23 protein-coding genes are annotated in these 25,559 nt (G+C 67.1%); 3 read left to right on the top strand and 20 right to left on the bottom strand.

Annotated elements, in window-relative coordinates; genetic code table 11:
• Window positions 1-58 precede the first annotated feature (58 nt).
• From IPK20_10600 to IPK20_10585, 4 genes are all read right to left on the bottom strand, one after another.
• Window positions 59-1,516: a DUF839 domain-containing protein gene (locus IPK20_10600; GenBank protein MBK8017103.1), complete on the bottom strand. Its 1,458-nt coding sequence runs from the start codon at window positions 1,514-1,516 to the stop codon at window positions 59-61.
• Window positions 1,517-1,766: 250 nt separating this feature from the next.
• Window positions 1,767-2,888, bottom strand: coding sequence for a PEP-CTERM sorting domain-containing protein (locus IPK20_10595; protein MBK8017102.1), 1,122 nt, complete (start codon window positions 2,886-2,888; stop codon window positions 1,767-1,769).
• Window positions 2,889-3,083: 195 nt separating this feature from the next.
• Window positions 3,084-3,590, bottom strand: a complete 507-nt coding sequence (locus tag IPK20_10590) for a DUF111 family protein (GenBank protein MBK8017101.1) — start codon at window positions 3,588-3,590, stop codon at window positions 3,084-3,086.
• Window positions 3,587-5,368 carry a hypothetical protein gene (locus IPK20_10585; GenBank protein MBK8017100.1) on the bottom strand — a complete coding sequence of 594 codons (1,782 nt, stop codon included), beginning with the start codon at window positions 5,366-5,368 and terminating at the stop codon, window positions 3,587-3,589. The genes IPK20_10590 and IPK20_10585 overlap by 4 nt, the downstream gene beginning before the upstream one ends.
• 266 nt (window positions 5,369-5,634) lie before the next feature.
• On the opposite strand from IPK20_10585, the gene IPK20_10580 reads away from it, so the two are divergent.
• Window positions 5,635-5,838, top strand: a complete 204-nt coding sequence (locus IPK20_10580; protein ID MBK8017099.1) for a hypothetical protein — start codon at window positions 5,635-5,637, stop codon at window positions 5,836-5,838.
• 46 nt (window positions 5,839-5,884) lie between these two features.
• Here the strand turns inward: IPK20_10580 and IPK20_10575 are convergent, their stop codons facing one another.
• Complete coding sequence (locus IPK20_10575; GenBank protein MBK8017098.1) at window positions 5,885-6,424, bottom strand: hypothetical protein; 540 nt, start codon at window positions 6,422-6,424, stop codon at window positions 5,885-5,887.
• Window positions 6,425-6,561: 137 nt separating this feature from the next.
• On the opposite strand from IPK20_10575, the gene thrH reads away from it, so the two are divergent.
• A complete protein-coding gene (thrH, locus tag IPK20_10570; GenBank protein MBK8017097.1) occupies window positions 6,562-7,173 on the top strand; it encodes a bifunctional phosphoserine phosphatase/homoserine phosphotransferase ThrH in 612 nt (203 codons plus the stop codon).
• A gap of 114 nt (window positions 7,174-7,287) precedes the next feature.
• On the opposite strand, the gene IPK20_10565 is transcribed toward thrH, so the two are convergent.
• The 13 genes from IPK20_10565 to IPK20_10505 all read right to left on the bottom strand — a co-directional run bounded on the left by IPK20_10565 (window position 7,288) and on the right by IPK20_10505 (window position 22,537).
• Window positions 7,288-8,748 carry an SRPBCC family protein gene (locus tag IPK20_10565; protein ID MBK8017096.1) on the bottom strand — a complete coding sequence of 487 codons (1,461 nt, stop codon included), beginning with the start codon at window positions 8,746-8,748 and terminating at the stop codon, window positions 7,288-7,290.
• Between the two features lie 33 nt (window positions 8,749-8,781).
• Window positions 8,782-9,222 (bottom strand): SRPBCC family protein, encoded by a 441-nt coding sequence (locus IPK20_10560; GenBank protein MBK8017095.1) that lies wholly within the window; start codon window positions 9,220-9,222, stop codon window positions 8,782-8,784.
• Between the two features lie 10 nt (window positions 9,223-9,232).
• Complete coding sequence (locus tag IPK20_10555) at window positions 9,233-10,912, bottom strand: flotillin family protein (GenBank protein ID MBK8017094.1); 1,680 nt, start codon at window positions 10,910-10,912, stop codon at window positions 9,233-9,235.
• A gap of 40 nt (window positions 10,913-10,952) precedes the next feature.
• Window positions 10,953-11,783 carry a phosphoenolpyruvate hydrolase family protein gene (locus IPK20_10550; GenBank protein MBK8017093.1) on the bottom strand — a complete coding sequence of 277 codons (831 nt, stop codon included), beginning with the start codon at window positions 11,781-11,783 and terminating at the stop codon, window positions 10,953-10,955.
• Between the two features lie 15 nt (window positions 11,784-11,798).
• Window positions 11,799-14,045, bottom strand: coding sequence for an ABC transporter permease (locus IPK20_10545; protein ID MBK8017092.1), 2,247 nt, complete (start codon window positions 14,043-14,045; stop codon window positions 11,799-11,801).
• 8 nt (window positions 14,046-14,053) lie between these two features.
• On the bottom strand, window positions 14,054-14,809 hold the full coding sequence (locus IPK20_10540) for an ABC transporter ATP-binding protein (GenBank protein ID MBK8017091.1): 756 nt from the start codon (window positions 14,807-14,809) through the stop codon (window positions 14,054-14,056).
• Window positions 14,810-14,928: 119 nt separating this feature from the next.
• Complete coding sequence (locus IPK20_10535; GenBank protein ID MBK8017090.1) at window positions 14,929-16,179, bottom strand: ABC transporter substrate-binding protein; 1,251 nt, start codon at window positions 16,177-16,179, stop codon at window positions 14,929-14,931.
• Complete coding sequence (locus IPK20_10530) at window positions 16,173-17,168, bottom strand: branched-chain amino acid ABC transporter permease (protein ID MBK8017089.1); 996 nt, start codon at window positions 17,166-17,168, stop codon at window positions 16,173-16,175. Before IPK20_10530 ends, IPK20_10535 begins: the two co-directional genes overlap by 7 nt.
• Window positions 17,169-17,314: 146 nt before the next feature.
• On the bottom strand, window positions 17,315-18,265 hold the full coding sequence (locus tag IPK20_10525; GenBank protein MBK8017088.1) for a branched-chain amino acid ABC transporter permease: 951 nt from the start codon (window positions 18,263-18,265) through the stop codon (window positions 17,315-17,317).
• 136 nt (window positions 18,266-18,401) lie between these two features.
• Window positions 18,402-19,682 (bottom strand): amidohydrolase family protein, encoded by a 1,281-nt coding sequence (locus IPK20_10520; protein MBK8017087.1) that lies wholly within the window; start codon window positions 19,680-19,682, stop codon window positions 18,402-18,404.
• Window positions 19,683-19,692: 10 nt separating this feature from the next.
• A complete protein-coding gene (locus IPK20_10515) occupies window positions 19,693-20,979 on the bottom strand; it encodes an amidohydrolase family protein (protein ID MBK8017086.1) in 1,287 nt (428 codons plus the stop codon).
• A gap of 20 nt (window positions 20,980-20,999) precedes the next feature.
• Window positions 21,000-21,788, bottom strand: a complete 789-nt coding sequence (locus IPK20_10510; protein ID MBK8017085.1) for an alpha/beta fold hydrolase — start codon at window positions 21,786-21,788, stop codon at window positions 21,000-21,002.
• A gap of 2 nt (window positions 21,789-21,790) precedes the next feature.
• Window positions 21,791-22,537: a fumarylacetoacetate hydrolase family protein gene (locus IPK20_10505; GenBank protein ID MBK8017084.1), complete on the bottom strand. Its 747-nt coding sequence runs from the start codon at window positions 22,535-22,537 to the stop codon at window positions 21,791-21,793.
• 344 nt (window positions 22,538-22,881) lie between these two features.
• Between IPK20_10505 and IPK20_10500 the strand changes: the two genes are divergently transcribed.
• Window positions 22,882-23,574, top strand: coding sequence for a TetR family transcriptional regulator (locus IPK20_10500; protein MBK8017083.1), 693 nt, complete (start codon window positions 22,882-22,884; stop codon window positions 23,572-23,574).
• A 19-nt stretch (window positions 23,575-23,593) separates the two neighbouring features.
• Here the strand turns inward: IPK20_10500 and IPK20_10495 are convergent, their stop codons facing one another.
• Window positions 23,594-24,193, bottom strand: coding sequence for a cupin domain-containing protein (locus IPK20_10495; GenBank protein MBK8017082.1), 600 nt, complete (start codon window positions 24,191-24,193; stop codon window positions 23,594-23,596).
• Between the two features lie 81 nt (window positions 24,194-24,274).
• Window positions 24,275-24,859 carry a sigma-70 family RNA polymerase sigma factor gene (locus IPK20_10490; GenBank protein ID MBK8017081.1) on the bottom strand — a complete coding sequence of 195 codons (585 nt, stop codon included), beginning with the start codon at window positions 24,857-24,859 and terminating at the stop codon, window positions 24,275-24,277.
• Between the last annotated feature and the right edge of the window lie 700 nt (window positions 24,860-25,559).

Below are 25,559 nucleotides of genomic sequence, written 5' to 3'. Positions count from 1 at the left end.
GTTCGTGCGAACACGGAACTTCGCCTCGCGAGGCGAAATTCCGTGTTGCTGACGGCTCTTACTGCTTGCGACGACGGGCGGCGAATCCGAGGATCCCCAGGCCAGCGGCCATCAGGGCATACGTCTCGGGCTCGGGAACGGCCGTGATCTGGATCGTGCGGTCGATGTCGGAGTCGGGATGCTGCACGTTCACGTAGGCGACATTCGGGTTGAACTTGTCGAAGTACAGACCCGTGGGTTCCGCACCCGCGGTGCTCAGCGTGGCCCACATGCCGACGGATTCGGCCACACCGTCGCGATCCGCATCCTTGGCGAACCAGATGTCGGCACGGCCGCCCGGGTTGTCCTCGATGATGTAGATGTTGCCTTCGGCGTCGATCGCCAGGTTGTCGGGGTTGGAGAAGGTGTTGCCTACCGCGAGACCCGTCGCCATGTCGAGGGTGTTGCGGTCTGCGAACAGCTTGACGGTCGTGCTGCCGTCGGTGCCGAGGATCATCGAGAAGACCTGATGCGTGTCGGTCGTCGTGAAGTAGATCGCCTGCGAACCGTCGGCGCGGTCCTGAATCTCCAGGTCCTCCGGCCGGTTGTATTCCGTGCCCAGGAAGCTGGTGGTCGGGTTGGCGATCTCGGCACCCAGGTTGCCGTTGCGACCCACGTCCGCCGTGGCCCGTGCGTCGACGATCGTGATCGAACCTTCACCGGGATTCGCCGGATTGACCGGCACGCTGGCCGAGACCGTGCCGGCAAGACCGGCGCCGTTGGTGTCGGTAATCGCGATCCAGCTTGCCGAGCCCGTCCCGCCGAAGGCGGCACCGTCGCCCACTCGCATCACGAAACTCTGACCGGAGGCGAAGTAGTCGTCGCCGTTGGTGGCGTTGGGGGTGTTCGAAACGTACTTGTAGACCGAGCCGCCGTTCAGCTCGTCGATGTAGTACATGGTGTTGCTCTTGTCGAACGCCAGTCCTTCGTGAGAGGTGCGGGGAATGACGTTGCGAACGACGAAATTGCCGCCGTTGGCGCCGGCCGTCGTCGGATTCGTGACTTCGAACAGGCGGCCACGGCTGCTACCCGTTCCCCATGACTCCTCGGCGGTCAGGTAGCTGCCCCACGGCGTCCAACGGGAAGCGTCGCCGGCAACGAAGCTCTGCGTGCCGGGGGCGACGATGGTCACCGTGCGGGTGTTGTAGTTGGCATCCCACAAGTCGATCCGTTGCACGCCAGCCGTGTTCGTCTCGAACGGCGTGAACAGGTAACGTCCCGCATCCGGGCCCGTCTCGTTCGCCGTCTGCATGTCCCAGTTGCCGGAATTGGACGCCGGGACGAGGGAGTTCTGCGTGGCGCGATCGGCGATGGTGACCTGGGAGAAGTTCGGCGACGAAAGACGGAAGGGCTCCGCTTCCGGCAGGCTGCCGGCAGCGATGGTGCCCGTGAGCGGCGTGAAACTGTCGAAGTAAGTCGTGGCTGCATTGGCTTGCGACGCCAATGCCATGAGAACGGCAACGTGGAGTTTGTTCATGGTCTTCCTTCCCTTGAGCTGGCTGATGGAGGCTTGCTGCTGCAAACGCTTCGCGGAGAGCCGCTCGGGACGTCGGTCGTCCGAGGCGGCAACGGGCGCGCGTCCTCGTTGAGTTTCAAGGGCCAGGATGTAAGGCTGATGACCAGCCTGCTTCGGCAGCGTGATCCGAAAGAACCACACGACTCGCCCCTTCGGGAAAGCGAAACGGGCACCCGCGGGTGCCCGTTTCCAGGAGGGAGCCTCCGGCGTTTCAGCGCCGCTTGCGAACCGAGTGAAGGCGTCCGGCCATGAACAGGAAGCCCAGTCCCAGCATGGCCCATGTCTCCGGCTCGGGCACGGGCACGAGGTTCACGCCGGCCATCTGGGCGCCAAGATAGGCACCGCGGTAGGGAGCGACGTCGTCGTCGGTCATGTCGGCGCCGTTCAGCCCGAGGTCTTCGCAGTTGGCCTCATCACTGCACCAAGCCTCGTGACTCTCCGGATCGTACGTGCCCCCGAACTCGTAGAACTCGTAACGGATGGCCACGGACTTCTTGCCGTTCCCGGGCTTGATGTCCATCACGTGCTCCCCGGAATCCAGCACCCCGTTCTTGCTCTGCATGAGGTACCACTCGTACTCGGTCTCGGTTTCGACGTTGAACAGCATGTTGGGGTCGTCGCCGTTGAGGAGCTGTTCGAGCTTCAGCTCGTCTTCGGTTTCCACGGAGGTCTTGATGCGCTTCATCCAGAAGGCATCGCTGTAGCGGCCTTCTCCACCTTCCACTTCGTTCTCGGGGATGGGCGCCGGAATCACGGCCTGAACGACGGGAGCCTGCGCAGGATCCGCATTGGGGGTGACGTTGAAGATCGGCGCGGGCAGGCGAACGTTGTTGCCACCCACGAAGCTGCCCGGGTTGGCGACATCGGCGACCAGCCAGCGGTACGTCGTGGCGCCCTGCGGCGCCCCGAGACTTATGCCGAAGTGCTCACAGCCGCTCGACAGATAGTTGCCCACCGGTCCGCCGCTGTAGCAGTCGTGTCCGCCCGGCGAAATGCCGGCCGGTGCGATCGGTGTCCCGTGGCCACCCAGGATGTCCTTGAAAGTGGACGAGGCCGAATCCCAGCCCGCCACCCAGCGCACGATGGCACCGGTCCCCGTTCCGTTGGCGTGGACGGTGGGGTCTCCGTATCGGCTGTACGGTCCACCGAAGGTGTACAGCACGTCGGAACTGTGGATGTCCTCGATCTCGATCTCGAAGCCGATGGTCTCGCCACCGGTATCGTTGATTGCATCGAAGTTGCTCAGCGAACCCACGGTGTTGACGGCATGTGCGGTGGAAAGCGATCCGGCCAGCGCGGTCGCGACTGCAACGGACAACAGAAGTGGTCTCATGAAGGAATCCCCTGGTGGTGCGACGGACGCGCCTCTCGGAAGAGTGCGCGCGCGATGCCGGTCTTGGTCCCCTCAGCCGGTCATCTACGGGGGCAATTTTTCCACGCCATGAACTGACGCGTCAAGGAATTGTGGGAAAAAAATACACGAACAGAGAACGGTTCTCACTTCCGGAACCACGTCCGGCCCGGTTGGCTAAAGGCTGACTTCCAGCGGCCCACCATCGGAGATCTCACGCAGCCCTTCCTCCAGGGCAGCCCGCAGTCTCGGGAGCGCCACCCGCTCGCCACACGATTCGAGCTTGTCACGCAGTGCCGCGAGATCGTCGTGTTCCACCTTGAGGCCCAGAAGCCGGCCGCCGGAACTGATCCGCTTCACGCCCACCGATGCACTCGCCTCGACCTTGCCCATCCGCACCACGGCGTGCCTGCGTTCCTTGACGATCTCGAAGTGGCGATGACGCGATTCGAGCACCCGGTATCCCCACAGGCCCAGTTCGATCCCCAGCAGCAGCGCGATCTCTTCCTCCAGCGTCTCGTCGGCATCGATGAGCAGGACATGGGCAGGCCGTGCCTTCTTGCCCACGCTGGCGAGGATCTGCAGATTCCGCGCACCCAGCCCGTGCAACCGTTCGGCGACGTCCTGCAGCACTTCGCCCGAGGCATCGTCGACCTGCGCAAGGATCAGGATCTGGCGGCTCATCGACCGCCGCCCGCCATGGCCGTGGCGATGTCCCGCGCCATGGTCGCGGCACTCTCCGCGCGGGCCTTGGCGCCGGGTATTCCGGCACTCAGGAAAGCCGCGTTCACGGCGCTTTCTGCGGCCGATTCGACGGACTCGATGCCCAGCACCGCCGCCATGGCCGCGGGTACCGTCACGTTGGTGATGACGTTGCCGGCCACGAGGATCTCCCCCACGGCGGGAGCCACCAGCGGAACCGCCCAGGCGACGTCGCTGCGTTCTCCCTTCACCACGGCAGGCACGACGTCGTTCACGAAGCCCCGAAGATGCGTCGTGACCCCCTCGACGGTGATGGAAACGTCGATGGCAGGATCGAACGCCAGCCACCTGCGCGCCATCTTGCTGTCGCGACGGGCGCCGGCAGCGACGCGATCGACCGTGATCGTCACGCTCTTGCGCAGCGCCGTGCTTTGCCGGGCACTCAGGCGAGCGCAGATGGTCGTGAGCCGGGACCGGTCGAGTTCCTCGACCACTTCTGCCAGCGGAACGCCTGCCGCAAGCCGGTCGTGCGCCAGGGCCGCGCGCCGGTACAGCGCAGCGGTGGCCAGGGGCGTCGAGGCGGCCAGCAGCGCGTCGGACACCGGCCCCCGCCGCACCTGCATGGCCTTGCGGGCCACGATGTTCATCGCGGTGATCGTGGTGTCCGGGTCGATGGACGTGGCGAGGCGCGCGTCCGCCAGACGGCGCGCCACATCTCTGGGGTCGGCTCCCGGGACGATGAGTGACCGGAACGCGACCACGGCGTCGGCGCACAGGTGCCCAAGGGGCGGATCGGTGTAGCGCGCGAATTCCTCGAAGAGCTGCAGCACCTCGTCGAGCGCCATCATGCCGATCACGGTCGGGCCGCCCACGTCCTTCAGGATGAGTCCGAGGTCGCCGATGAGCCGCGCCGTCGGCACCTCTTCCCCCGTGAGCCGGACATGCAGCATTTCCGGCAGGCCCGCCGTGCGGGCAGCGGACTGCCCGGCGACGAACGCGCTCGTGACCTTGCCGTAGGGGCCGTAACGGTCCGCCACGTCGGCATCGGGATGGATGATCTCGAGGATCGCCGCGGCACCGAACATGGCCGCGGTCAGGCCCGCCACGGGCATGCCCGCACCCGCCAGCGCATCCAGCATGGCCTGAGTTCCGATGCGCGCCCCGTTCTCCGCCATGGCAGGAAAGACGACATCCTCGCCCAGAGTGCTGTGGCCGAAGATGGGACCGCCCCCCACACCCACCGGCACATTGCGGCCCGAAATCGGAGAGAGCTGGCCGGCCCGCATGGCTTCGTAGATGGCCTGCACGGCGGGGAAGCCCGAGATCTTGTTGTTCTTCTTTCCCGTGGGGATCGCCGCCACGCCACAGCGGTCGACGCCGGCGATCATCCGGGCAGTCGCGCCGAGCTTGCGGTTTCCGGCGGGAATGCCGACCTGTGCCTGCGCGCCGGCCAGGTACAGCACCACCGCGGAAAGCAGGGCTGCGTTGGCGGAATCCGCGCCGGCCGCCCGTGCCGCGCCGATGGCCTTTTCCAGAAGATCGTCCACCGGCTGCCTCTGCGCATTCGCGAACTTCACGTTCACGTCCGTGCCACGGAGGATTTCCACGGCCAGCGCGTCGGCAATCGCCACGACAGGCAGGTTGAGCATCCCATGGCCGCCGGTCAGCGCCTCGATGCGGTCGGAGGTGAGCCAGTCGACGTTGGCCGTCGCACCGGCCATGGCGGCAGTGATCGCCGCGTCACGGTCCAGCGTTCCCATGGCTTGCGTGTTCATTTTGTCTCTCGCCGTTTCGGATGAACGTGACGGTCATCATCCCGAAAATGCGCTCCGGATGCATCCCTCCGCCACCGGCGGGAGCGCGTCGTGACGGGGCCATGCACGACCGGAATCGCGGCAGGGCGAATCTCCGGCCGGCACCGCGCCCGGTCCGCTGGGGCGCTCATCGATTCGTCATGGCCGTCGCTCAAGCCCGGCGCGGGACATCCGTAAAGGAGGGTGTGTCCTGCCTGCCCTGGAGCCCGCCCATGCCCCTGGATCCCACCACGAAGAACCGGATCGCGCCGTCGCCGTCGCCGGATCTGACGCCGCGCCTGCTGATCGCCGCCGTGCTGTTCGCCACGGCGCCCACGACACCGCCCGACTACCAGGAATTCACCGGCGAAGTGTCGGCATCGACTGCCCTGGGCATCGGCTCCGCGCACCGGACCGAGCGCTCGTTCCTCGAGTAAGCCCCCGCGCGCCGGCAGCCGTCGGCCTCGACGGAGCTGGGGACCGCTACCGCTGGACCGGCGGGAAGAACAGCAGCCCCGCCTTGAACACGAGGCAGCCTTCCTGCGTGGACACGAAGGCCGCGACAACAGAGCTCGAGGTCGGATCCTCGTGCAGCGGCGTCGTACCCAGATCGGCGTAGTGCTTCCAGTCCTTGAAGCTCGTCTCCCGCAGGCGTGCGCACGTCTCCCGCAGCAGAAACACCTGAGCGAAACTCGCGTCGCAGCTCCCGGCGGTGGTCGGTGACATCCCCACGGCCGCGATCGACGAGCCGTCGGCGTACGCAGTCGTCGAGATGGTCATCACGGCGTGCCGGTTGGGGTCTTCCTGATTCCAGGTATTGAGGTAGGGGTAGTCGTCCTCCGAGTTGAGCACCCCCGTCATGGCCTGGAGCGCCTGGCCGCATTGCTTCGCACCCGCCGTCTTGAGCGCGGTGACCGAGCGGTGCTCCTGCAGGGCGGCGGGAGGGGGATCTTCCGCCCTCGCCTGCGTGAGGGCGCAAAGGGAAAGAATCGAACAGGAAATCAGGGGAATCAAGGCGCGCATGTGGTTTCCTCCGGCGGCAGATCGGAACGGTCCGAAGGTAACCCAGAATCGCGACCCGGCGCAGAAATGTCCGTTCGCCCGCGACCGCGCATTTCATTAAACTTCGGCGCTTTGCCAACCTGCCCCGGCGGCTCACCGTGAAACAATCGATCGTTACCCTGGACATGGAGGGCGTGCTGACGCCGGAAATCTGGATCGCCGTGGCGGAGAAGACCGGCATCCCCGAACTGCGGCGCACCACGCGCGACGAACCCGACTACGACAAGCTGATGCGCGGGCGCCTTGACATCCTCGACCGGCACGGACTCACGCTGTCGGCGATCCAGGAAGTCATCGGCACCCTCGAACCGCTGCCCGGCGCGCGTGCCTTTCTCGACGAGATCCGCTCGTTCACCCAGCTCCTGATCCTCTCGGACACCTTCGAGCAGTTCGCCGCGCCGTTGATGCGCCAGCTCGGCATGCCCACGCTGCTGTGCCACCGGCTGGTGGTGGAGAACGACCGTATCGTCGACTACCGGCTGCGAATTCCGGAGCAGAAGAAAGCGGCCGTGCAGGCCTTCAAGAGCATGAACTACCGCGTGATCGCCGCGGGCGACTCGTTCAACGACACGTCCATGCTGATCGAGGCCGATCACGGCTATCTGTTCCACGCACCGGACAACGTGAAGAAGCTCTTCCCCCAGTTTCCGGCGCTCGACGAGTACGGCGCCCTCTTGAACCTGATCCGGGCGGCTGCAACACGCGACTGACGGGGCCCGGGGCGAGTATGCCGGACCCACGGCGCATTCCTTCAGCTTCCACGTAAGACCGGAGTCTGGTGGTCTCGGGTCCGGGGACCAGGGACCAGGGACCCGGGCCTGCCTTCAAGGAACCAGCACCAGCGCTCCCGTCGTCGCTCTCGATTCGAGCCGCCGGTGCGCCTCCGCGGCCGACTGCAAGGGAAACGTCGTCCCCGGCGGGGGACGGATCACGCTCCTGCCCAGGGCATCCCACAACCGTTCGGCCATCGCGGACAGTCGGACCGGATCCTCGGTGTAGTGGAAGATCACGGGGCGCGAGAACGTCGCGCTCTGGTGGATGAGCGCATCCGGGGACAGGGGCGGCAGGGGACCGCTGGCATCGCCGATGCTGATCCAGTGGCCGAACCGGGCAAGCGAGGCGACGTTGTCCCGAACCCCCTTCTCGCCCAGCCCATCGATGATGAGATCGGCACCGCGGCCACCGGTGGCGCGCTTGAGCGCATCGGCGAAGTTGTACTCGCGCGTCACGATGACTTCGTGGCAGCCGCGTTCGCGCGCCTCGCGCGCCTTGCTCTCCGACGACACGGTCCCGATCACGCGGGCGCCGAGGGCACGGGCCCAGGGACACACCAGCGATCCCAGACCCCCGGCCGCCGCGTGCACTAGCACCGTCTCCCCCGCCCGCAACGGATGCAGGCGAAACAGCAGGAACTCCGCGGTCAGCCCCTTCAGCAGCACCGATGCCGCCGCGACGTCGTCGACGGAATCCGGCAGACGGACGAGTTGCGACGCCGGCACCGTGCGCACCTGGCAATAGGCGCCGGGAGGAAGCATCGCGTACGCCACGCGGTCTCCGGGGACGACATTGGCGACTTCCGCGCCGACGTCCACGACCACTCCGGCGGCCTCCACGCCCAGAGGCATCCCCGGCGACGCCAGCGGAACGCTGCCGCGACGCACATAGACGTCGAGGAAGTTCACCCCGATGGCGGTATGGCGGACGCGCGCCTCGCCGGGAGCGGGCGGACGGGCAGCGGCGCGGCCCATCACCAGCACGTCAGGCCCGCCCGTGCGTTCGAATGTGACGGCGTCTCCCTCCAGAATCCGGTCGCCCGCGACGTCGGGCTGCGCGAAACGCGCCCCCTGCTGCAGGTATCGCCGCAAGCCCGCGATGCCGCCCTCGTAGACGTCGCGCCCGACGAGATCGGCAAGCTCGCGTTCTCGTCCCGCCGGCGTCCGAAATGTCGATTGCCAGTGCCAGAACGTCCGGTTGCCGTCGGTGACCGGTTTCAGCTGAACGGTTGCCACATACCGTTCCAGCGGCACGTCGGCGTCGAGGATGCAGTACGTGAAACGGTGTTCGCGGTCCGACAGCGCGATCAGTTGCTCGCGCACGTGCGCGCCGTCCCGAAGCACGAAACTGCGCACGCAACCGACCCGGTCGGACGGTTCCCCGCCTTCGATCGACGAACTTGCGACGATCGGATGCCATTCCGTATGGCTGTTGAAATCGCGCAGGATCTCCCACACGCGCCCGATCGGCGCATCGATGATGGCCGAGCGCTGGACCCTCTGCATCGTCATGGCGGTACCTTGAACCGGCGCCGGGTGCCGCGGTCAGCGACGGCCGAAGCGCGTCTTGAGGGCGTCGAACCCGGCCTGGAACACACCCTGGCCGATGCTCTGCGCGAGTTCGCGTTCTCGAGCAGGTTCGCAATCGAACTCGGCACTCCACTCGGCGAACGTGCGCCCGCCATCGGTGACCGGCGACAGCTTGAGCGTGGCGACGTAGCCCGTGATCGGCATCGGCGACTCCAGAATGGAATACGTGCACTGGTAGTCGTAGTCCGAGAGCGACAGCAGCTGCTCCCGGATGAACCCGCCATCGCGCATCCGGAACGCGCGCACGCAGCCGACCTTGTCGGACGGCTGCGAGTTCTCGATGCGGGAGTCCGCGATGAGCGGATGCCACGCGGGCAGCGCGTTGAAGTCACGGATGACGGCCCACACCGCATCGGCGCCGGCATCGATGACGCTGGAGGTGTAGACGCGGATCACGGCACGCGCCTCACTCGGACTTCATGTCCGGCGGCGACGGCAGGGCCGCCGCCACCGATTGCGCCAGCTTGCCGATGTCCCCGCCCTCGATGCCGATCTCCCGCAGCATCTGATCGACGAGCGGCGCCTGGGCGCGGAAGCGCAGCGCGGAATTGACGACGCTGTCGGCGAATCCCGCAGGCCCCATCTCACCCCCGCCCCCGCCTCCACCCAGGCCGTCCACGTGGAGGATCTTGATGCCCTCGATGCGCTCCATGGGCTTCACCGACTCGCGGATGATCGAATCGAGGCGCTCCACCAGCTTGATCTTGAGCGCCGACTGGCGGGCCTCCAGCGTGAGGACGTTCTGCGCCTCGTTCATCATGCGCGTGGCTTCCGCCTCGATCTCGGCGCGGATCTTCAACGCGGCTGCCCGGATGCGGTCGCTGTCCGCCTCCGCCTGGGCCTGCGCGCGCAGCGCCTCTCCGCGGTCCTCGGCCGCGAGCCGTTCGGCCTCCGCCGCGAGCCGGAGCCGCAACGCGTCCCGTTCCGCCTCCTTGCGCGCCTCGACCAGCTCGATGAGCTTGCGGCGCTCCGCCATCTCCGTCTCGCGCGCCGTGAACACGCGCTCTTCCTCGGTCACGGCCAACGCCCTCGCCTTGTCCGCGGCGGCCTGCGCCTCGGACTGCGCCTTCGATTGCTCGGCGATGGCGATCGCGCGGTGCTGCTCGGCAAGTTCCACGGTCCTGCGGCGCTCGATCTCCGCCGCCTGCACATCGCGTTCGCGCGAGATGCGCTCCTCTTCCAGCACCCGTTCGGTACCGATACGCGCCCGCTCGATGGCTTCCCGGGCGGCGAGCTGCGCACGCTCGGCTTCCTGTTCCTTGTCCGCGCGCTCGCGGGCGAGATCGGCGCGCTGGTGCGCACGCCGCACCTCCAGTTCACGTTCCTGCGAAAGCCTCGCGTACTCGAGATCGCGGTCGATGTCGAGCGCCATGCGCTCCGTCTCCAGGTTCTTGTTGCGGATCTGGATCATCGTGTCCTGCTCGATGTCGTTGCGCTGCTTCTTGCGCTTCTCGATCTGCTCGGTGAGCCGTGTCATGCCCTCGGCATCGAACGCGTTGCTGGGATTGAAGTACTCGAGCGCCGTCTGGTCGAGCTGGGTGAGCGACGCCGACTCCAGTTCGAGACCGTTCTTGAGCAGATCGTCCGACACGACCACCCTCACCCGCTTCACGTATTCACCCCGCTTCTCGTGCAGCTCCTCCATGGTCATCTCGGCTGCGACGGTGCGCAGCGCATCGACGAACTTGCCCTCGATGAGCTGTTCGAGCTGGTCCGGCTGCAGCGTGCGCTGGCCCAGCGTCTGCGCGGCGGCGGCCACCGCGTCGGGACTCGCCTGCACGCGCACGTAGAACTCCGCGATGACGTCGACGCGCATCCTGTCCCGCGTGATGAGGGCCTTGTCGCGGCCGCGGCTCACCTCGAGTTTGAGCGTGTTCATGTTGACCGGAATGACGTCGTGCACGATGGGCAGCACGAATGCACCGCCGTCCACCACGACCTTCTGGCCGCCGAGCCCCGTCCGCACGAACGCCCGCTCCTTGGACGAACGCAAGTACAGCCAGTGCAGCAGCCAGATCACGATGGCCACCACGATGGCGATGGCGATCACTGCGAGAATGAAGTATCCGAAGTCGGCGCCGGTCATCTTTGCTCCTCCTGCCTGGGGCCTTCCGGCCCAGGTTCTGTCAGCGGGAAATCTGCTTGAACTTGCGGGTCTGCTCGGTCAGTGCGGTCTCGGTGGGCAGCCGCTCCATGCTCGATGCACCGTAGAAGCCGTGCACACCGGGGCACTGCCGGAGGATCCACTGCGCGTCCTCGGGCGTCGCGATCGGTCCGCCGTGGCACAGGACGATCACGTCGGGCTTCTCCTCGCGCGCGGCGCGCGCCAGGGTGTCTATCCGTGGCACGCAGTCCGCCAGCGTGAGCGCGGTTTCCGCGCCGATCGCCCCGCCGGTGGTGAGCCCCATGTGGCACACCACGATGTCCGCGCCGGCGCGGGCCATGGCTCGCGCGTCCGCCTCGCAGAAGACGTAGGGCGTCGTCAGCATGCCCAGCGCTCCGGCTGCCCGGATCATCTCCACTTCCAGGGCGTATCCCATTCCGGTCTCCTCCAGGTTCTGCCGGAAGACGCCGTCGATGAGGCCCACGGTGGGGAAGTTCTGGACGCCGGAGAAGCCGAGTTCGATGAGCTGGCGGAGGAAGTGGTCGGTGATCATGAACGGATCGGTGCCGTTCACGCCGGCCAGCACCGGCGTCCTGCGCACCACCGGCAGGACCTCGGCCGCCATCTCCACCACGATCTGGTTGGCGTTGCCGTAGGCCATCAGGCCGGCGAGCGATCCGCGCCCCGCCATGCGGTAACGGCCCGAGTTGTAGATCACGATGAGGTCGATCCCGCCCGCCTCCTCGCATTTCGCGGACAGCCCGGTGCCCGCTCCGCCCCCGACGATGGGTTCGTTCCGCGCGATCATGTCGCGGAACTTCTGCAGTATCGCTTCGCGCGCGATTCGCGGCATGGCATTCCTCCCCGGTCAGCGACCGGACTGCGACCGGTCCGGCACGGCGCCGGCCGGTTCGATCTCCCGGAACTGGTCGAGCAGACACGACACGAATTCCGGATCGTTGATGTTCCACGGCGTGCGCACGAGCCTGCGTTTCGACGTGGGACGGAACTCCTTCTCGATGGCGGTGAAGAGCGCGCGGTCGGCCTCGGGATCCCAGAAGGGCTTGCCCGGAGCATCGAGCATGGACACGCCGCCTTCCGGCAGGACGAATCGCACCGGGCCTTCCATGCGGTTCAACCGCTCGGCGATCCATGCGCCGATGCGCGCGCATTCCTCCGCCGAGGTGCGCATGAGCGTCACGTTCGAGTTGTGGCGATGCAGGGTGCGGCCGCGGAACTGACCCGGAACGGTGTCCATGGCAAAGAAATTCACCATGTCCAGCGCACCGCACGAGCCCACATAGGGCAGCCGGGTCCGGATGACGGATTCGAAACGCTCCGGTCCGGCCGAGAAGACGCCGCCCACGATCTCGTCGGCCACCTCGGTGGTCGTGATGTCCAGCACGGCGGACAGCAATCCGGAGTCGGCCAGCTTCTCCATCGACTGACCGCCTGTCCCGGTGGCGTGGAACGTGAGGCAATCGTATCGTTCCTCGAGCGCCTTGGTCACGGCCTGCACGCACGGGGTGGTGACACCGAACATGGTGAGTCCGATCGCCGGCTTGCTCGCAGGCCGCTCGCGGATGCGCCGGGCGTTCTGCACCATGCCCGCCATGGCGTGCGCGGCGTTGGCGAGCACCCGTTCCGAAATCCGGTTGATCCCCGACACGTCGGTCACGGAGTACATCATGCAGATGTCCGAAGGACCGACGTAGGGTTTGACATCGCCCGAGGCCACGGTGGAGACCATGAGCTTCGGCACCCCCACGGCAAGCCGGCGCATCGCGCGCGTCGCAAGCGCGGTCCCTCCGGACCCCCCGGCCGAGATCAATCCGCCCAGGTCACGCCGCGTGAGGATGAACCGCTCGAAGGCAGCGGCCATCGCTTCCACCGATGATCCGCGGTCGCCTGTGAACACCGCATGCGCCCCGCGCGCATGATGCCGCGCCACCTCGTTCGGCCCGACGTTGGCGGACGAAGGCTTGCCGGAAGTGGAAAGATCCACCGTGACCGTGCGCACGCCGAGCCGGTCGAGACAGCTACGCAGGTAGGCGAGTTCGCGGCCCTTGGTGTCGAACGTGCCCGCCACGTAGACGACATCGCCCATGCTGCTGGACGCGGCCTCCGGCCATGCCAGGGATGCGCTCTCCGTGGCATCGGCGTCGGGCGGTGAGAGCGTTTCCTTCGCATCGCGTCCGGTCCGGACCGGCACGTCGAGGGCCGCGACATCGGGATTCGCCTCGTTCCATCGAGTGAATCCGCGCACGTGGCCCGGTGCCTCGGTCTGGGGTGACCTGGGCAACGCATCGTCCCCGGCACGCCGGACCGTGAATACGCGCGCAGGCTCGGCAGACGGCGCAGCTGCGGTCTCGGCGGCGTCGGTGTCCTCGCTTCCCGACGTGACGCCCAGAAGACGCTGCTGCAGTTCGTGGTCGCGCGCCAGTTCCGCGGCGGGCAGCATGCGTGCGATGCGGCCGTTCACCATGACGGCGACGGTATCCGCCACCTCGAGCGCCACACCGAGATTCTGCTCGACGAGCAGGATGGTCACGTCGCCTTCGCGGGCGAGGCCGGAGAGCATCTCCGACACCTGCTCGACGATCACCGGCGCCAGGCCTTCGGTGGGCTCGTCCATGACCAGCAATCTCGGATTGAGCAGCAGCGCCCGGCCGATCGCCAGCATCTGCTGCTCCCCGCCGGAGAGCTGCGCCCCGCCGTTGCGGCGGCGCTCCGCCAGCCGGGGAAACGTGCGATAGACGCGCTGCAGGTCCCAGGCGCCGCGGCCGCCGCGTTCCACGAGCCGCAAATGCTCGTCCACGGTAAGCGAGGGCCAGACGCGGCGACCTTGCGGCACGTACCCGATCCCCAGGCCGGTGATGCGATTGGCCGGCAGGCCTCGGATCTCCTGCCCGCCCAGCCGGATGCTGCCCATGCTGGGCACCAGACCCGTGATCGCGTTGCAGAGCGTGGTCTTGCCCATGCCGTTGCGTCCCACGACCGCCAGCACACCCTTGCCGAGCGTGAACGACACGCCCTGCAGCGCGTGGGCCCGGCCGTAGAAGACATCCAGTTCCCGGACGTCGAGCAGCAGAGTGTCGTCGCGCATCGTCGGCATCGCCATGGTCAATGCCCTCCCAGGTAGATGGCCTGGACCTCGGGGTCGCGCTCGATCTCCGCCGGGGTGCCTTCCTTCAGCACCCGTCCGTTGTGCATGATCGTGACCCGGTCGACGACGCGCAGCGCGATGTCCAGGTCGTGCTCGATGAGCACGAACCCGATGTGCCTCGGCAGCGCCTCGAGCAGCGCAACCAGTTCGCGCCGCTCCGCCGGCGACAGACCGGCGGCGGGTTCGTCGAACAGGATCAGCCGCGGTGCGCCCGCGAGCGCCATGCCGATTTCCAGCTGGCGCTGCTGCCCATGCGACAGGGCATTCACCGGCGTGCTGGCGAGAGCCTCGAGCCGCGCATGCGCGAGCAGCCGTTCCACTGCGACCCGCAGCGGGTTGTTCCGTCGCATGCGCAGCAGCGAAAAGCGGCCGCGCGTGGCGCCGCGGACGGCCAGCGTGAGGTTCTCCCTCACGGTGAGGTTGCGAAACAGCAAGGACGCCTGGTACGTGCGGCGCAGGCCGCGCCGGACGTGTTCGAACGGCGGGAGCGCCGTCACGTCCTCCCCGAAGAAATACACGCGCCCTTCGGTGGGAGGGAAGTCGCCGGTGACCGCATTGAACAGCGTGGTCTTGCCCGCACCGTTCGCGCCGAGAATGGCTCGGCGCTCACCCGCGGCGACGCGCAGGCTCACGTCCTCGATGGCCTTCAGCGCACCGAACGAACGGGTGACATGCTCGAGGACCAGCGCATCGCCCGATGCGACCGGCGACATCGGCGTGCGGCTCGTGCTGGCAGGACTCGGCATCGATTCTCCCTGGGGCGGTCCGGGCACGCCGCGTGAAAGGCGCGCCCGGACTCTTTGCCTACTCTCTCTTCACGGAACCCAACCGCTCACGGACAGTTGGGCACGTCGCGCGAACCCAGACCCATCTTCTGGAATTCCGCCTTCGACAACCCCAGCGTCTGGCTCACGTTGGGCACCGCCTTGATCACCTTGTTGGCCAGCGTGCCGTCGGCATTCCTGACCACTTCGGTGATGTAGGTCGTGCCGACCCCGTTGCGGTTCTCGTCGATGTGCACGTCGCCCGCCGGACCCTTCACCACCAGCTTCTGCAGGGCGGCGCGATACTTCTTCTGGCCGTCGGACAGGTCGCCCTTGACCGCGTCGAGCCCTTCGAGCGCCGCGCGCGTGCTGATGTAGTAGAGGAACGCGAACAGCGACGGGCTCGGGAATCCGTCCTTGAAGTTGGCCTTGTAGTCGGACACGAACTTCTTCCATTCGGGCGTATCGAGCGAATCCGCCATGGGGCTGGCCGATGGCGTGCCCACCAGCGATTCGCGCCGTTTGCCCTTGAAGTTGAGCACCGTCTGGTCCACGGTGATGGTCCCGCCCACCATGGGCTTGTCACCGCCGGCCTGCTCGTACTGGGTGAGAAAGTTCACGGCATCGGCCCCGCCCAGCACCACCAGCACCGCGTCGATGTTGTCGGGAATCTTGGCCACGACCGACGAGTAGTCCTTCGTGCCCAGCGGAACCCAGGATTTGCCCACCACGCGTCCGCCCTTGGCGCAGTAGCTCGCCATGAAGCCCTGCACCTGCGAATACGGGAATCCGTAGTCTTCCGCGATGAGGTACATCCTCTTGTAGCCCTTGGACAGCGCATGCTCGCCCAGGCCCACCATCCACTGCGCGCCTTCGGTGTGGAAGCGGAAGAAGTTGGGCGAAGGATCCAGCAGCGTCGTGGCCTGCGCGCCGGAGGAACCATTGATGAAGGTCACGCCGGGCTGCGTCTTGGAGTAGTTCTTCACGGCAATGCCTTCGTCGCCGGACAGCGGCCCGATCATGATCTGGACCTTGTCCTGCTCCACCAGCTTGCGGGTGGCGTTCACCGCCTTGTCCGGCGACGCGTCCGACGAGCCCTTGATGAACTCGATCTTCTTGCCCCCGGCCATGCCGTTCTTCTGCTTGAGCGCCAGCTCCGCGCCGCGCATGCCGTCCTGCCCGCCGGCCGCGAAGGGCCCTTCCAGCGTTGCGAGCAGACCTACCTTGATGACTTCCTGCGCCTGCAACGTTCCGGCGAACGCCAGGGCCACTGCCGCTCCCAGGATGCTTCTTGCGAGACCACGTCGTTTGCTCACCATGATGACCTCCCGTTGTTGTGCGGCAAGGGCCGCGTCGATGCTCCTGCCCGCCGGTCCGTCCGGAAGCGGATGCGCGCGCGCGTCCACAGTCCGAGCAGGCCGTCGGGGGAGAACAGCACGATCAGCAGGAACACGGTTCCGATCACGAGGTTGAAGCGCTCGCGATACTCCGTGCCCAGCAGATCGATGGCAAAGTTCTGCAGCAGCACGAACACGGCCGCGCCGATGAAGGGTCCGATCGGGTGCCGCATGCCGCCCAGCACCGCGATGACGAGAATGTTGATGAGCGCGCCGGTCCCGACGGAACCGGGGGCGACGAGTCCGTTGTACCAGACGAGCAGGACACCGGCGATCCCGGCGATGAGGCCCGACAGCGCGTAGGCCGCCACGCGGTGCGCGGTCACATCGAAGCCGAGCGAGTTCATGCGCCGCGCGTTGTCGCGCACGCCCTGCAGCGCGAGACCGAACGGCGCGCGCAGCACGTACTTGACGGTGAAGTACCAGAACAGGGCCCAGAACAGGGCCAGGTAGTAGAACGGAACAGGCTCGATCCATGCGACGCCGAACGCCACTGGCGCCAGCACATGATGGAAGCCCTGATGACCGTTGAGCACCGTGTAGTTCTGCTCGCACAGGTAGTAGAAGGCCACACCGATGGCGAGCGTGATCATGATGGTGTAGATGCCTTCGGTCCGCACCGACAGCCAGCCGATGAAGGTGCTTGCGACGACCGCGATCGCCACCGCGATGCCGCCGGCGACCCACCAGGGCCAGCCCAGGCTGATCTCCGTCGTGGCGCTGGTGCCGAAGATCGCCACGGCGTAACCTGCCATGCCGGCCACGGTCATCTGCGCGAGGGAGACCATGCCGCCGTAGCCCGCGAGGAACGTGAGTGACAGGGCGATCAGCCCCAGCACGAGCGCCTGCCCCGCGACCTGGAACGTGAAGAAGGGCGACGCGATCCAGGGATAGACCAGCAGCGCCCCCATCAGCACCACGTGCCGGGCGCGCACCGCCCGGATCCAGTCGAGGGCCGGAGCGGAAGCCGGTCCCGCCGCCCCGGGGGACACCGGGAGGCTGACGATTCCCTCCTTCCGGCCTTCGCCGTTCATGGCTCTGCGCCAGTACGCGGCGCTCATGCCGTCCTCCCCATGATTCCGCGCGGCCTGAACGCGAGCACGAGGACCATGATCACGAACGTGAAGACGACTCCGTACGTGGGTGCATAGGCAAGGCCGAACTGGTCCGCGAGCCCGACGAGCAGCGCGCCGAGTGCCGCGCCCGGGATGCTTCCCATTCCGCCCACGATCACGACGACCAGCGAGGCGAGCAGGTACCGCGTGTCCTCCCCCGGCGCGATGGAAAGCGCCGTCCCGCCGACCACGCCACCGAAACCGGCCAGCCCCGCGCCGATGGCGAACGTGATGGCGAACACACGCTGCACGTTGACGCCGGACGCGGCGAGCATTCCCCGGTCGTCCACACCCGCGCGGATCATCATTCCCACGCGAGTGCGGTTGAGGAACCACCAGAGCACCAGACCGATCACGATGGCGGCCGCCAGCAGCGCCAGACGGTAGGTCGGATAGGCATTCACGATGGGCATGCGCGTGCGGCCGAAGATGGCTTCGGGGGGATCGAACTGATAGATCTCCCCGCCCCAGATCCACAGCATGAGATCGGCGGCGATGATCGAGACGCCGATGGTCACCATGGTCTGGCGGAGGTCCTCTCCCTGCATGTGGCGGAAGACGAGGACCTGCAGCAGCAGCCCCGCCAGGGCGGCCGAGCCGAAGCCTGCCGCGACGGCGAGCAGCCACGACCCGCTCGCGTCACCGACCACCCAGCCCACGTAGGCGCCCAGCAGATAGAGCGAGCCGTGCGCGAGATTCACGTTGCGCATGAGCCCGAACACGAGCGTGAATCCGCTCGCGACGACGAAGTAGAGCGAGGCGAGCGTGATGCCGTTCAGCGCGGTGCGAAGGAACAGGCGTGCATTGTCGAAGAGCGCCCAGACCACGAACATCAGCACGGGAACACCGATCACCGCTGCCACGAACCATCGCCAGAAGCGCTTCGCCGTCATGGCCGGTCCCTTCTCCCTTCGGTGGCGGCCTCAGCCGCCCCGCACCCGGTCCCGGAACCCGGGCGCCGGGCATGTCCCACCGGACGACGCCGAATGTCGGCATGCCGGGGAGTCCTGGGTCCGCACGGGCCGCGCCTCATGCTGCTCTGATCGACCGGGCATCGCGAACCTCGGGCGTCTTGTGGAAGGCGCCATCCTTCATGATCGCGAGAAGCCGGGAACGGTCGAGCAGCACACCGAGGTTGGAGAGCGGATCGCCATCGACCAGCAGCAGGTCCGCCAGATAGCCTTCCTTGACCAGACCGAGGTCGTCCGGCCGCCGCATGATCTGGCCGCCGTACCGCGTGGCGCTCACCAGCGCCTCCATCGGCGTCATGCCCAGATACTTCACGAAGTACTGCAGATCCATGGCGTTGGTGCCGTGCGGCGCCCAGGAGAATCCGTAGTCGCCGCCCGGCAGGACCCGCACGCCCCGCTTGTGCATCTCGCGCAGGCTCTTCACCGCCGCTTCCAGTTCGACCTCGTACCCCATCTCCTTCGCCTTCTGATGCGATACGCCGATCGCGTCGCCTTCGTACAGAAGCTTGATGAGCACGGACAACCCGGGCGCGACGAAGATGCGGTCGCGGTTCGCCTCCAGCATGTCCAGCGCCTCCTCGTCGGTGAAGGACGCGTGGTAGATCACTTCGCAGCCATGGCGAAGCGCCTGCTTGACCGACTCGCACGAGCGCGCGTGCACCGACACCCGCTTGCCCCGCACCTTCGCCTCCTTCACGGCCATGGCGACTTCCTCGTCGCTCATCCAGGTGGTCTCTGCCGGGGCGAAGGGCACGAAGTTGTCGCCCGACAGGTTGAGCTTGATCGAATCCACGCCGTACTTGAGGAACATGCGCACGCACTTGCGCATCTCTTCCGGGCCGCTCACGATCTGGCCGAAGCTGTACTCCGGATAGGGGATGTGCGGCAGCGTCTCGTCGCCCAGCGAGCCGGCGACCGTGATCTCCTGGCTCGCCGCCAGGTAGCGCGGCCCCTTGACGAGCCCTTCCTCGATGGCGTTGCGCACCACCACGTCGAGCCGCGGCTTGGCCGTCGCCGCGCCGACGCAGGACGTCCAGCCGTGGTCGAGATAGACCTTCGCCACGTGCGCGCACCAGAGCTGATGCTCCTCCGTGGGCATGCGCTGGATGTCGTCGAAGCTGGCGGCGTTGTTCCAGGCGAAATGCGTGTGGGCCTCGCACATGCCGGGCATCAGCGTGGCACCCGCGCCATTGATGACCGTGAGACCGGCCGTGGACATGCCCGGCCCGGTCCGGGACACCCGTGCGATCCGGTTGCCCTGGATCAGGACGTCGGCGTTGTAGGGCTGGGCACCGGTGCCGTCGAAGACGCGTACATTCGTGAACAGGACGTTGGCCATGGTCCCCTCCTCAAGCGGCCGACAGGCCGAGTCGCGAACGCCCGGGCCGCATGTCGGGCGCCTTGTGGAATTCGCCGTCCTTCATCACGGCGAGGATGCGGTCGGGGTCCTGCAGGATCGCGATGTTCGCCACGGGATCGCCGTCGACCAGCAGCAGATCCGCGAGGTAGCCTTCCTTGACGAGACCCAGCTCGTCCGGACGCATCATGATCTCCCCCCCGAGCCGGGTCGCCGACACCAGCGCTTCCATGGGCGAGAAGCCGAGGTACTTCACGAAGTACTCGAGGTCCTTCGCGTTGGTGCCGTGCTTGATCCACGCAAAGCCGTAATCGCCGCCGGGCAGGATGCGGATGCCGCGCTTGCGCATCTTCTGCAGCGTCTCCACCGCCATCTCCAGCTCGCGGTGATAGCCCATCCTCCGTGCCGCGTCGGGCGTGATCCCGAACTCTGCGGCGTGATAGGAGGTATTGATGAGCCAGGCGATGCCCGGCGCGACGAAGTGCCTGTCCTTGCGGGCCTCGAGCATGTCGAGGGCCTCCTCGTCCGCGTAGCTCGCGTGATAGATGATCTCGATGCCGTGCCGCAGACACTGCTTCACCGATTCCGAGGAGCGCGCATGCGCGGACAGCCGCTTGCCGCGCAGGCGGACCTCCTGGACCGCGGTGGCGATCTCCGCGTCCGTCATCGGGGTGAATTCGGCGGGCAGTCCCGCGAGGTACTCGCCGGAAAGATTCAACTTGACGGTGTCCACGCCGTACTTGAGGAACATGCGCACGCACTTGCGCATCTCTTCCGCACCGCTCACGACGGCACCGAAGTTCAGCTCCTCGAAGGGAAGGTGGGGCAGCGTCTCGTCGGCGAGCCCTCCCGCCACGGTGATCTCCTGCGTCGCCGCGAGGTAGCGGGGGCCGGGAATCAGACCCGAGTCGATGGCATTGCGGATCACCACGTCGAGCCTGGGCTTGGCGGTGGCGGCGCCGACGCAGGAGGTGAACCCGCGGCTCAGGTAGCGTTCGGCAACGTGGCTGCACCAGAGGATGTGCTCCTCGGGCGGCATCTTCTGGATCGCGGAGAGCGAGGGCTGGTCGTTCCACGCGAAATGCGTGTGGGCCTCGCACATGCCGGGCATGAGCGTGGCGCCGGCGCCGTCGATCACCGTGGTGCCGTTCGACGCCACGGAGCGGGTTCCCCGCCCGATGCGCGCGATGCGGTTGCCCTGCACGTGGACGTCCCCGGTGTACGGGAGCGCCCCGGTGCCGTCGAGAATCCGGACATTGGTGAACACGAGCTCTGCCATGGATCGCTCCTTGCCCGCGCTCAGCGGGCGCTTCGCAGGAAATCGCCGAGCAGGGACTGGCACTCGGCGGGTTTCTCGTAAGTCGTCCAGTGCCCGCACCTGGCGAGCACCTCCACGCGCGCTTTCGGAAAGCGCGAGCCCATCGCGCGCACCGATTGCGGCGGCGCAACGGGGTCCTCGTCTCCGGTCACCAGAAGCACAGGCACGTCCAGCGCGGCCACATCCGCCGCCTTCGCTTCCGCGAGGGCCTCGCACGTCCGTGCGTACCCTTCGGGGTCCTGGCCCATGAGCGATTCGCGCACCGCGGCCACCGCAACGGGTGCCGACTGTCTCGTGTGCGATGCGAGCGTCGCCTGCACCAGGGCATCGGCGATGCCGGCCATGCCCTCGGCACGCGCCTTGGCGGCGCGCTGGGTGATCGCGGCGCGCGCCGGGTCCGGCGGTGCGAGAAGCGGCCCGAGCAGAAACAGCCCGCGCACCCGTTTCGGCTCCCGCACAGCGACGTGAGCGCACACGATCGTGCCAAGCGAGTGTCCCGCCAGCCAGGCACGCTCGATACCCAGCGCTCCGCAGACTCGCATCACGGAGTCCGCCATCGCGTCGATGCTCAACGGCCCGTGATCGAGCGCGTAAGCCCGCTGCGACCGTCCGGAACCGGGAAGATCCACCCGTACTGCGCGGTGCCGGACCAGCGCCGGCATCAGGGGCGTCCAGGTGTTGGACGTGCCGCCCAGCCCGTGCAGGAGCACGACCGCCTCGCCGTCTCCGTCCACTTCCACTGCCATCCGGTCGACGAAGCGCTGGGCCATGGTCAGATCACCGGGTTTTCCAGAACCCCGATGCCCTCCACCTCGATGCGAACGCGGTCGCCCGGGCGGAGAAACCGGGGGGGCGTGAATCCGATTCCCACACCGGCCGGAGTGCCCGTGCAGAGGATGTCGCCGGGGTGCAGCGTGATGCCGGCAGAGATCGTCTCGATCAGTGACGGAATGTCGAAGATGAGATCCCGCGTGCTGGCGTCCTGGCTCAATTCGCCGTTCACCTCGCAACGGATGCGCAAGTCGCCGCCGTCCACGGAATCGGCCGTGACGGCACACGGCCCCATCGGGCAGAACGTGTCGAACGACTTTCCCAGGAGCCACTGCTTGTGCCGGGATTGCCAGTCGCGCGCGGTGACGTCGTTGACGAGCGTGTAACCCCACACGTGATCCATGGCGCGCGCGCGCCGGATTCCGCGCCCGCCGCGGCCGATGATCACGGCGAGTTCCGCCTCGTAGTCGACGGAGTCGGACACACCCCGCGGGAGCCGAATGGGCTCTGCGTGCGCGATCACGCACTCCGGGACCTTCGAAAAGACGATCGGATGCTCGGGAATGTCGCGTCCGGGATCGCGTGAACTGTCGTAGCCGCTCCCCGCGAACTCCTTGGCGTGATCGTGGTAGTTCTTTCCGACGCAGAAGAGATTGCGGGCGGGACGGGGAATGGGAGCTTCGAGCGTCACCGCTGCCAGAGGCAGCCGCACCCCGGACGGCCTGGGCAATCCGGCGCCTTCGGCCATCGCCCGCACGAGCGCGAGCACACCCGTTTCGGTCAGCCGCGCCGATGGCGCCAGCGGCTGGATCTCGTGGTCGTCATCGACCAGTTGACCCACGTGCCGCGTTCCACCCCAACGATAGGTGACGAACTTCACCGCCCGCTGCCGCACCTTTCCTCCCGGTCCGCTGTCCGGACTCGTTGTGCATCGCAGCTACCGCGATGCACTAGTCTTGTTCGATCTGTCTTGGTCGTTTCAGGGCACCGTAGAGGGTGCCGGCACGGCGGAGCACCGCAGCACGATCGCGCTGCATGCCCGTGGAAAATGAGACGGTCGTCTCATTTGCGCAACTAACATAAACTCGCGGCATGATCAGCGTCAAGCGTGCGAATCCGTCGGCCGAGCGTCGTGCCGACTCTGCGGGAGGCACCGCCACGGAGAGCCGGCGTGCACGCACGCACAGGCGGCTGATCGCCGAGGCGATCAAGCTGGCGCGGCATGGCAGCGTCGTGTCGGTGGCTGAAGTTGCCGCTGCGGCGGGAGTTTCCAGAGCGACGGCCTACCGGTACTTTCCGAGCCACAGCCGGCTCGTCGACGCCATCGTGGAGGAGAGCCTCGGTCCCGTGCGGCGGTTCGAATCGCGGGCGCTGGAGGGCACCGAGCGCATCCGCGAACTGTTCGAGAAGACGTTTCCCCGCTTCAAGGAATTCGAACCGCAGTTGCGCGCCGCGCTTCAGCTTTCCCTGGAACACTGGGCTCTGGAGAAATCCGGACTGCTGCAGGAGGAGCCGTTCCGTCGCGGCAACCGGCGCAAGATCCTGGCGCGTGCGGCATCGCCGCTCGAGCCGCGGCTCTGTCCGAAAGCGTTCGAGCGGCTGCTGAAGGCGTTGTCGCTCGTCTATGGCATCGAGCCCTACGTGATCCTCAAGGACATGTGGGGCGCGAGCAATCGTGAAGTGGACCGCATCGCGCGGTGGGTCGCGGAAGCGGTCATCGAGAAGTCATTGCGCGACGACGCTCCACCTGCCGCCTCGCCTCGCGCCAGGCTGCAGGAACGCTGAGTCCTCCGCTCCCCTCGGGTCAGCGGCGCGTCCGGTCTCCCCCCATGAGGCCGCTCCCCAGGGACTGCAGCAACCGCCACACGAGCCCCCCGGTGATCCTGGGATGGAATTCGCGTTCGCCGCGGATGAATACGATGCATCCCGCCGGAGAGCGCAGGACCGGATGGCTGGCACCGGCCGGACTGTAGTGGTAATCGCCCGCCGTGAGATAGAGATCGTTGCCGATCCAGGCGTCGCCTTCCAGCAGCAGACTTTCCTCCGCCATCTCGTGATGGTGCGAGGGGAGAACGCTGCCCGGCCGCATCCGGATGAGGATCGAGCGGCGCTCGGCGTCCTCCACGAGCGTGCACATCTCGACCCCTGGCGCCACGCGGTGCCATGGGCGGTCCTGCGCGCGCACGGTGACGAACTGGTCCAGGACAGTTCCGTCGATCGACGGCGGAACGACCGGAGCCGCCGCGCGGGCACTCTCCGATTCCGGCTTCGCATGCACGGCCGCCATCACACGCGCCTTGAGGGCCTCCGCGCGGCCGGGCCGGGGTTCACAGGGGGACAGCGCCTCGGCGAGCAACGCGATGTCCGCGTCGTCCAACCGGTCGTCCCGATTCGGTTCATTCATGGATCTTCTTCCGGGTACTGCCGACGGATTCGTCGCGCTTGCGCGAACGCGTACTCCGGGTTCCTCCTCCATTGGCAACGTTCATGGGTGATCGCCCTCCAATTTCTGACGCAGAGCCTTCAGCGCCTGGCGCAGGTGCGTCTTCACCGTGCCCAGCGGCAGGCCGGTGTGCGAGGCGATCTCCTGATGCGACATGCCGCGAAAGAAGGCGAGGCCCAGCAGCTGCTGCGCAATCGTCGGCAATCCGCGAATGGCATCGTGCAGCGCAGTATGTGCCTGCGTCGCCATGGCCAGGGCCATGGGGTCGTCGGCGGTCCCGCACTCTTCCTGCACCAGATCCTGGGGGTCGGGATGGGCTTCGGCCGGACCGCGTCTGCGCAGGTGATCGATGGCCCGGCTGTAGCAGATGCTCAGCAGCCACGTGAGCGGCCGGCCGCGCAGCGGATCGTACCGCTGCGCCTCGCGCCACACCTGCAGATACGTCTCGGCGACGACATCCTCCGCCGCTTCGTGCCGGCGGGTGATGCGCATCGCAAGCGCGTAGCACCGGCCCAGCGTGGCGTCGTAGAACGTCGAAAGCGCCTGCTCGTCGCCGCGCGCGATGGCCTGGAGCCATTCGGCTCCCGCCATGTTCACGTCTTCGATGAGGTCGCCAGCGATTTCCATGTTCTCGAAGGAAGCCACGCCGGCGGCGACGCGCGCCGGTCATGCGTGTTGTACGCATGTGGAGCGAAACTGGATGTGGCGAATGCACCGGCGCGACCGGACCATGCGTCCGCATCATGGAAAATTGGGCAGTGGTGGCGCGCCTTCCGGACACGAACGGACGCGCGCAAACCCGCGGACGGGTCGGACTGCCCATCCTCCGGCGCGAGGCCGGCACTGGAACGGCGCAGCCGCTGGCGACGTTCTGCAAACCGCTTCTGCGCGGATGCATTCAGGCCGATGAGCGGGGCGCCGTGCTGCGCCCCGCCCGGGCGACGCGACTTCTCGCCCGCGGAACCATGAAAAGAACCAGGGCGAGCGCCGTCACCGTGAGCATGGCCGATCCCGGTTCCGGCACTGCATTCACGGCAAACGCGACCTCGCCCAGACCATTGGCCGCGCTGCCCGGTAGACGGGCCGATCCAGGATCGCCCATTCCGGGATCCAGCAGCGGCGCGTAAGCCGTGGAGACGAGGTCCAGCCAGAGCCGGCCGGTGATGCCTGCGGCCAGACCGAACGTCTGCTCGAAGCGGGTTGTCTGCTCGATGATCCGCTCGATGCGGAATCCGTCGTCCGCAAGAAAGAGCACCTTGAGCATGGCGCTGCCGCTCGCTCCGGTCGATGTGTCCGACGCATTCTCGAAATCGATCGACAGCGAGAA

The sequence above is a fragment of the Betaproteobacteria bacterium genome (assembly GCA_016713305.1).
In the GTDB taxonomy this organism is placed as follows: Bacteria; Pseudomonadota; Gammaproteobacteria; order Burkholderiales.
This window is presented reverse-complemented; position numbering and strand designations above follow the sequence as displayed.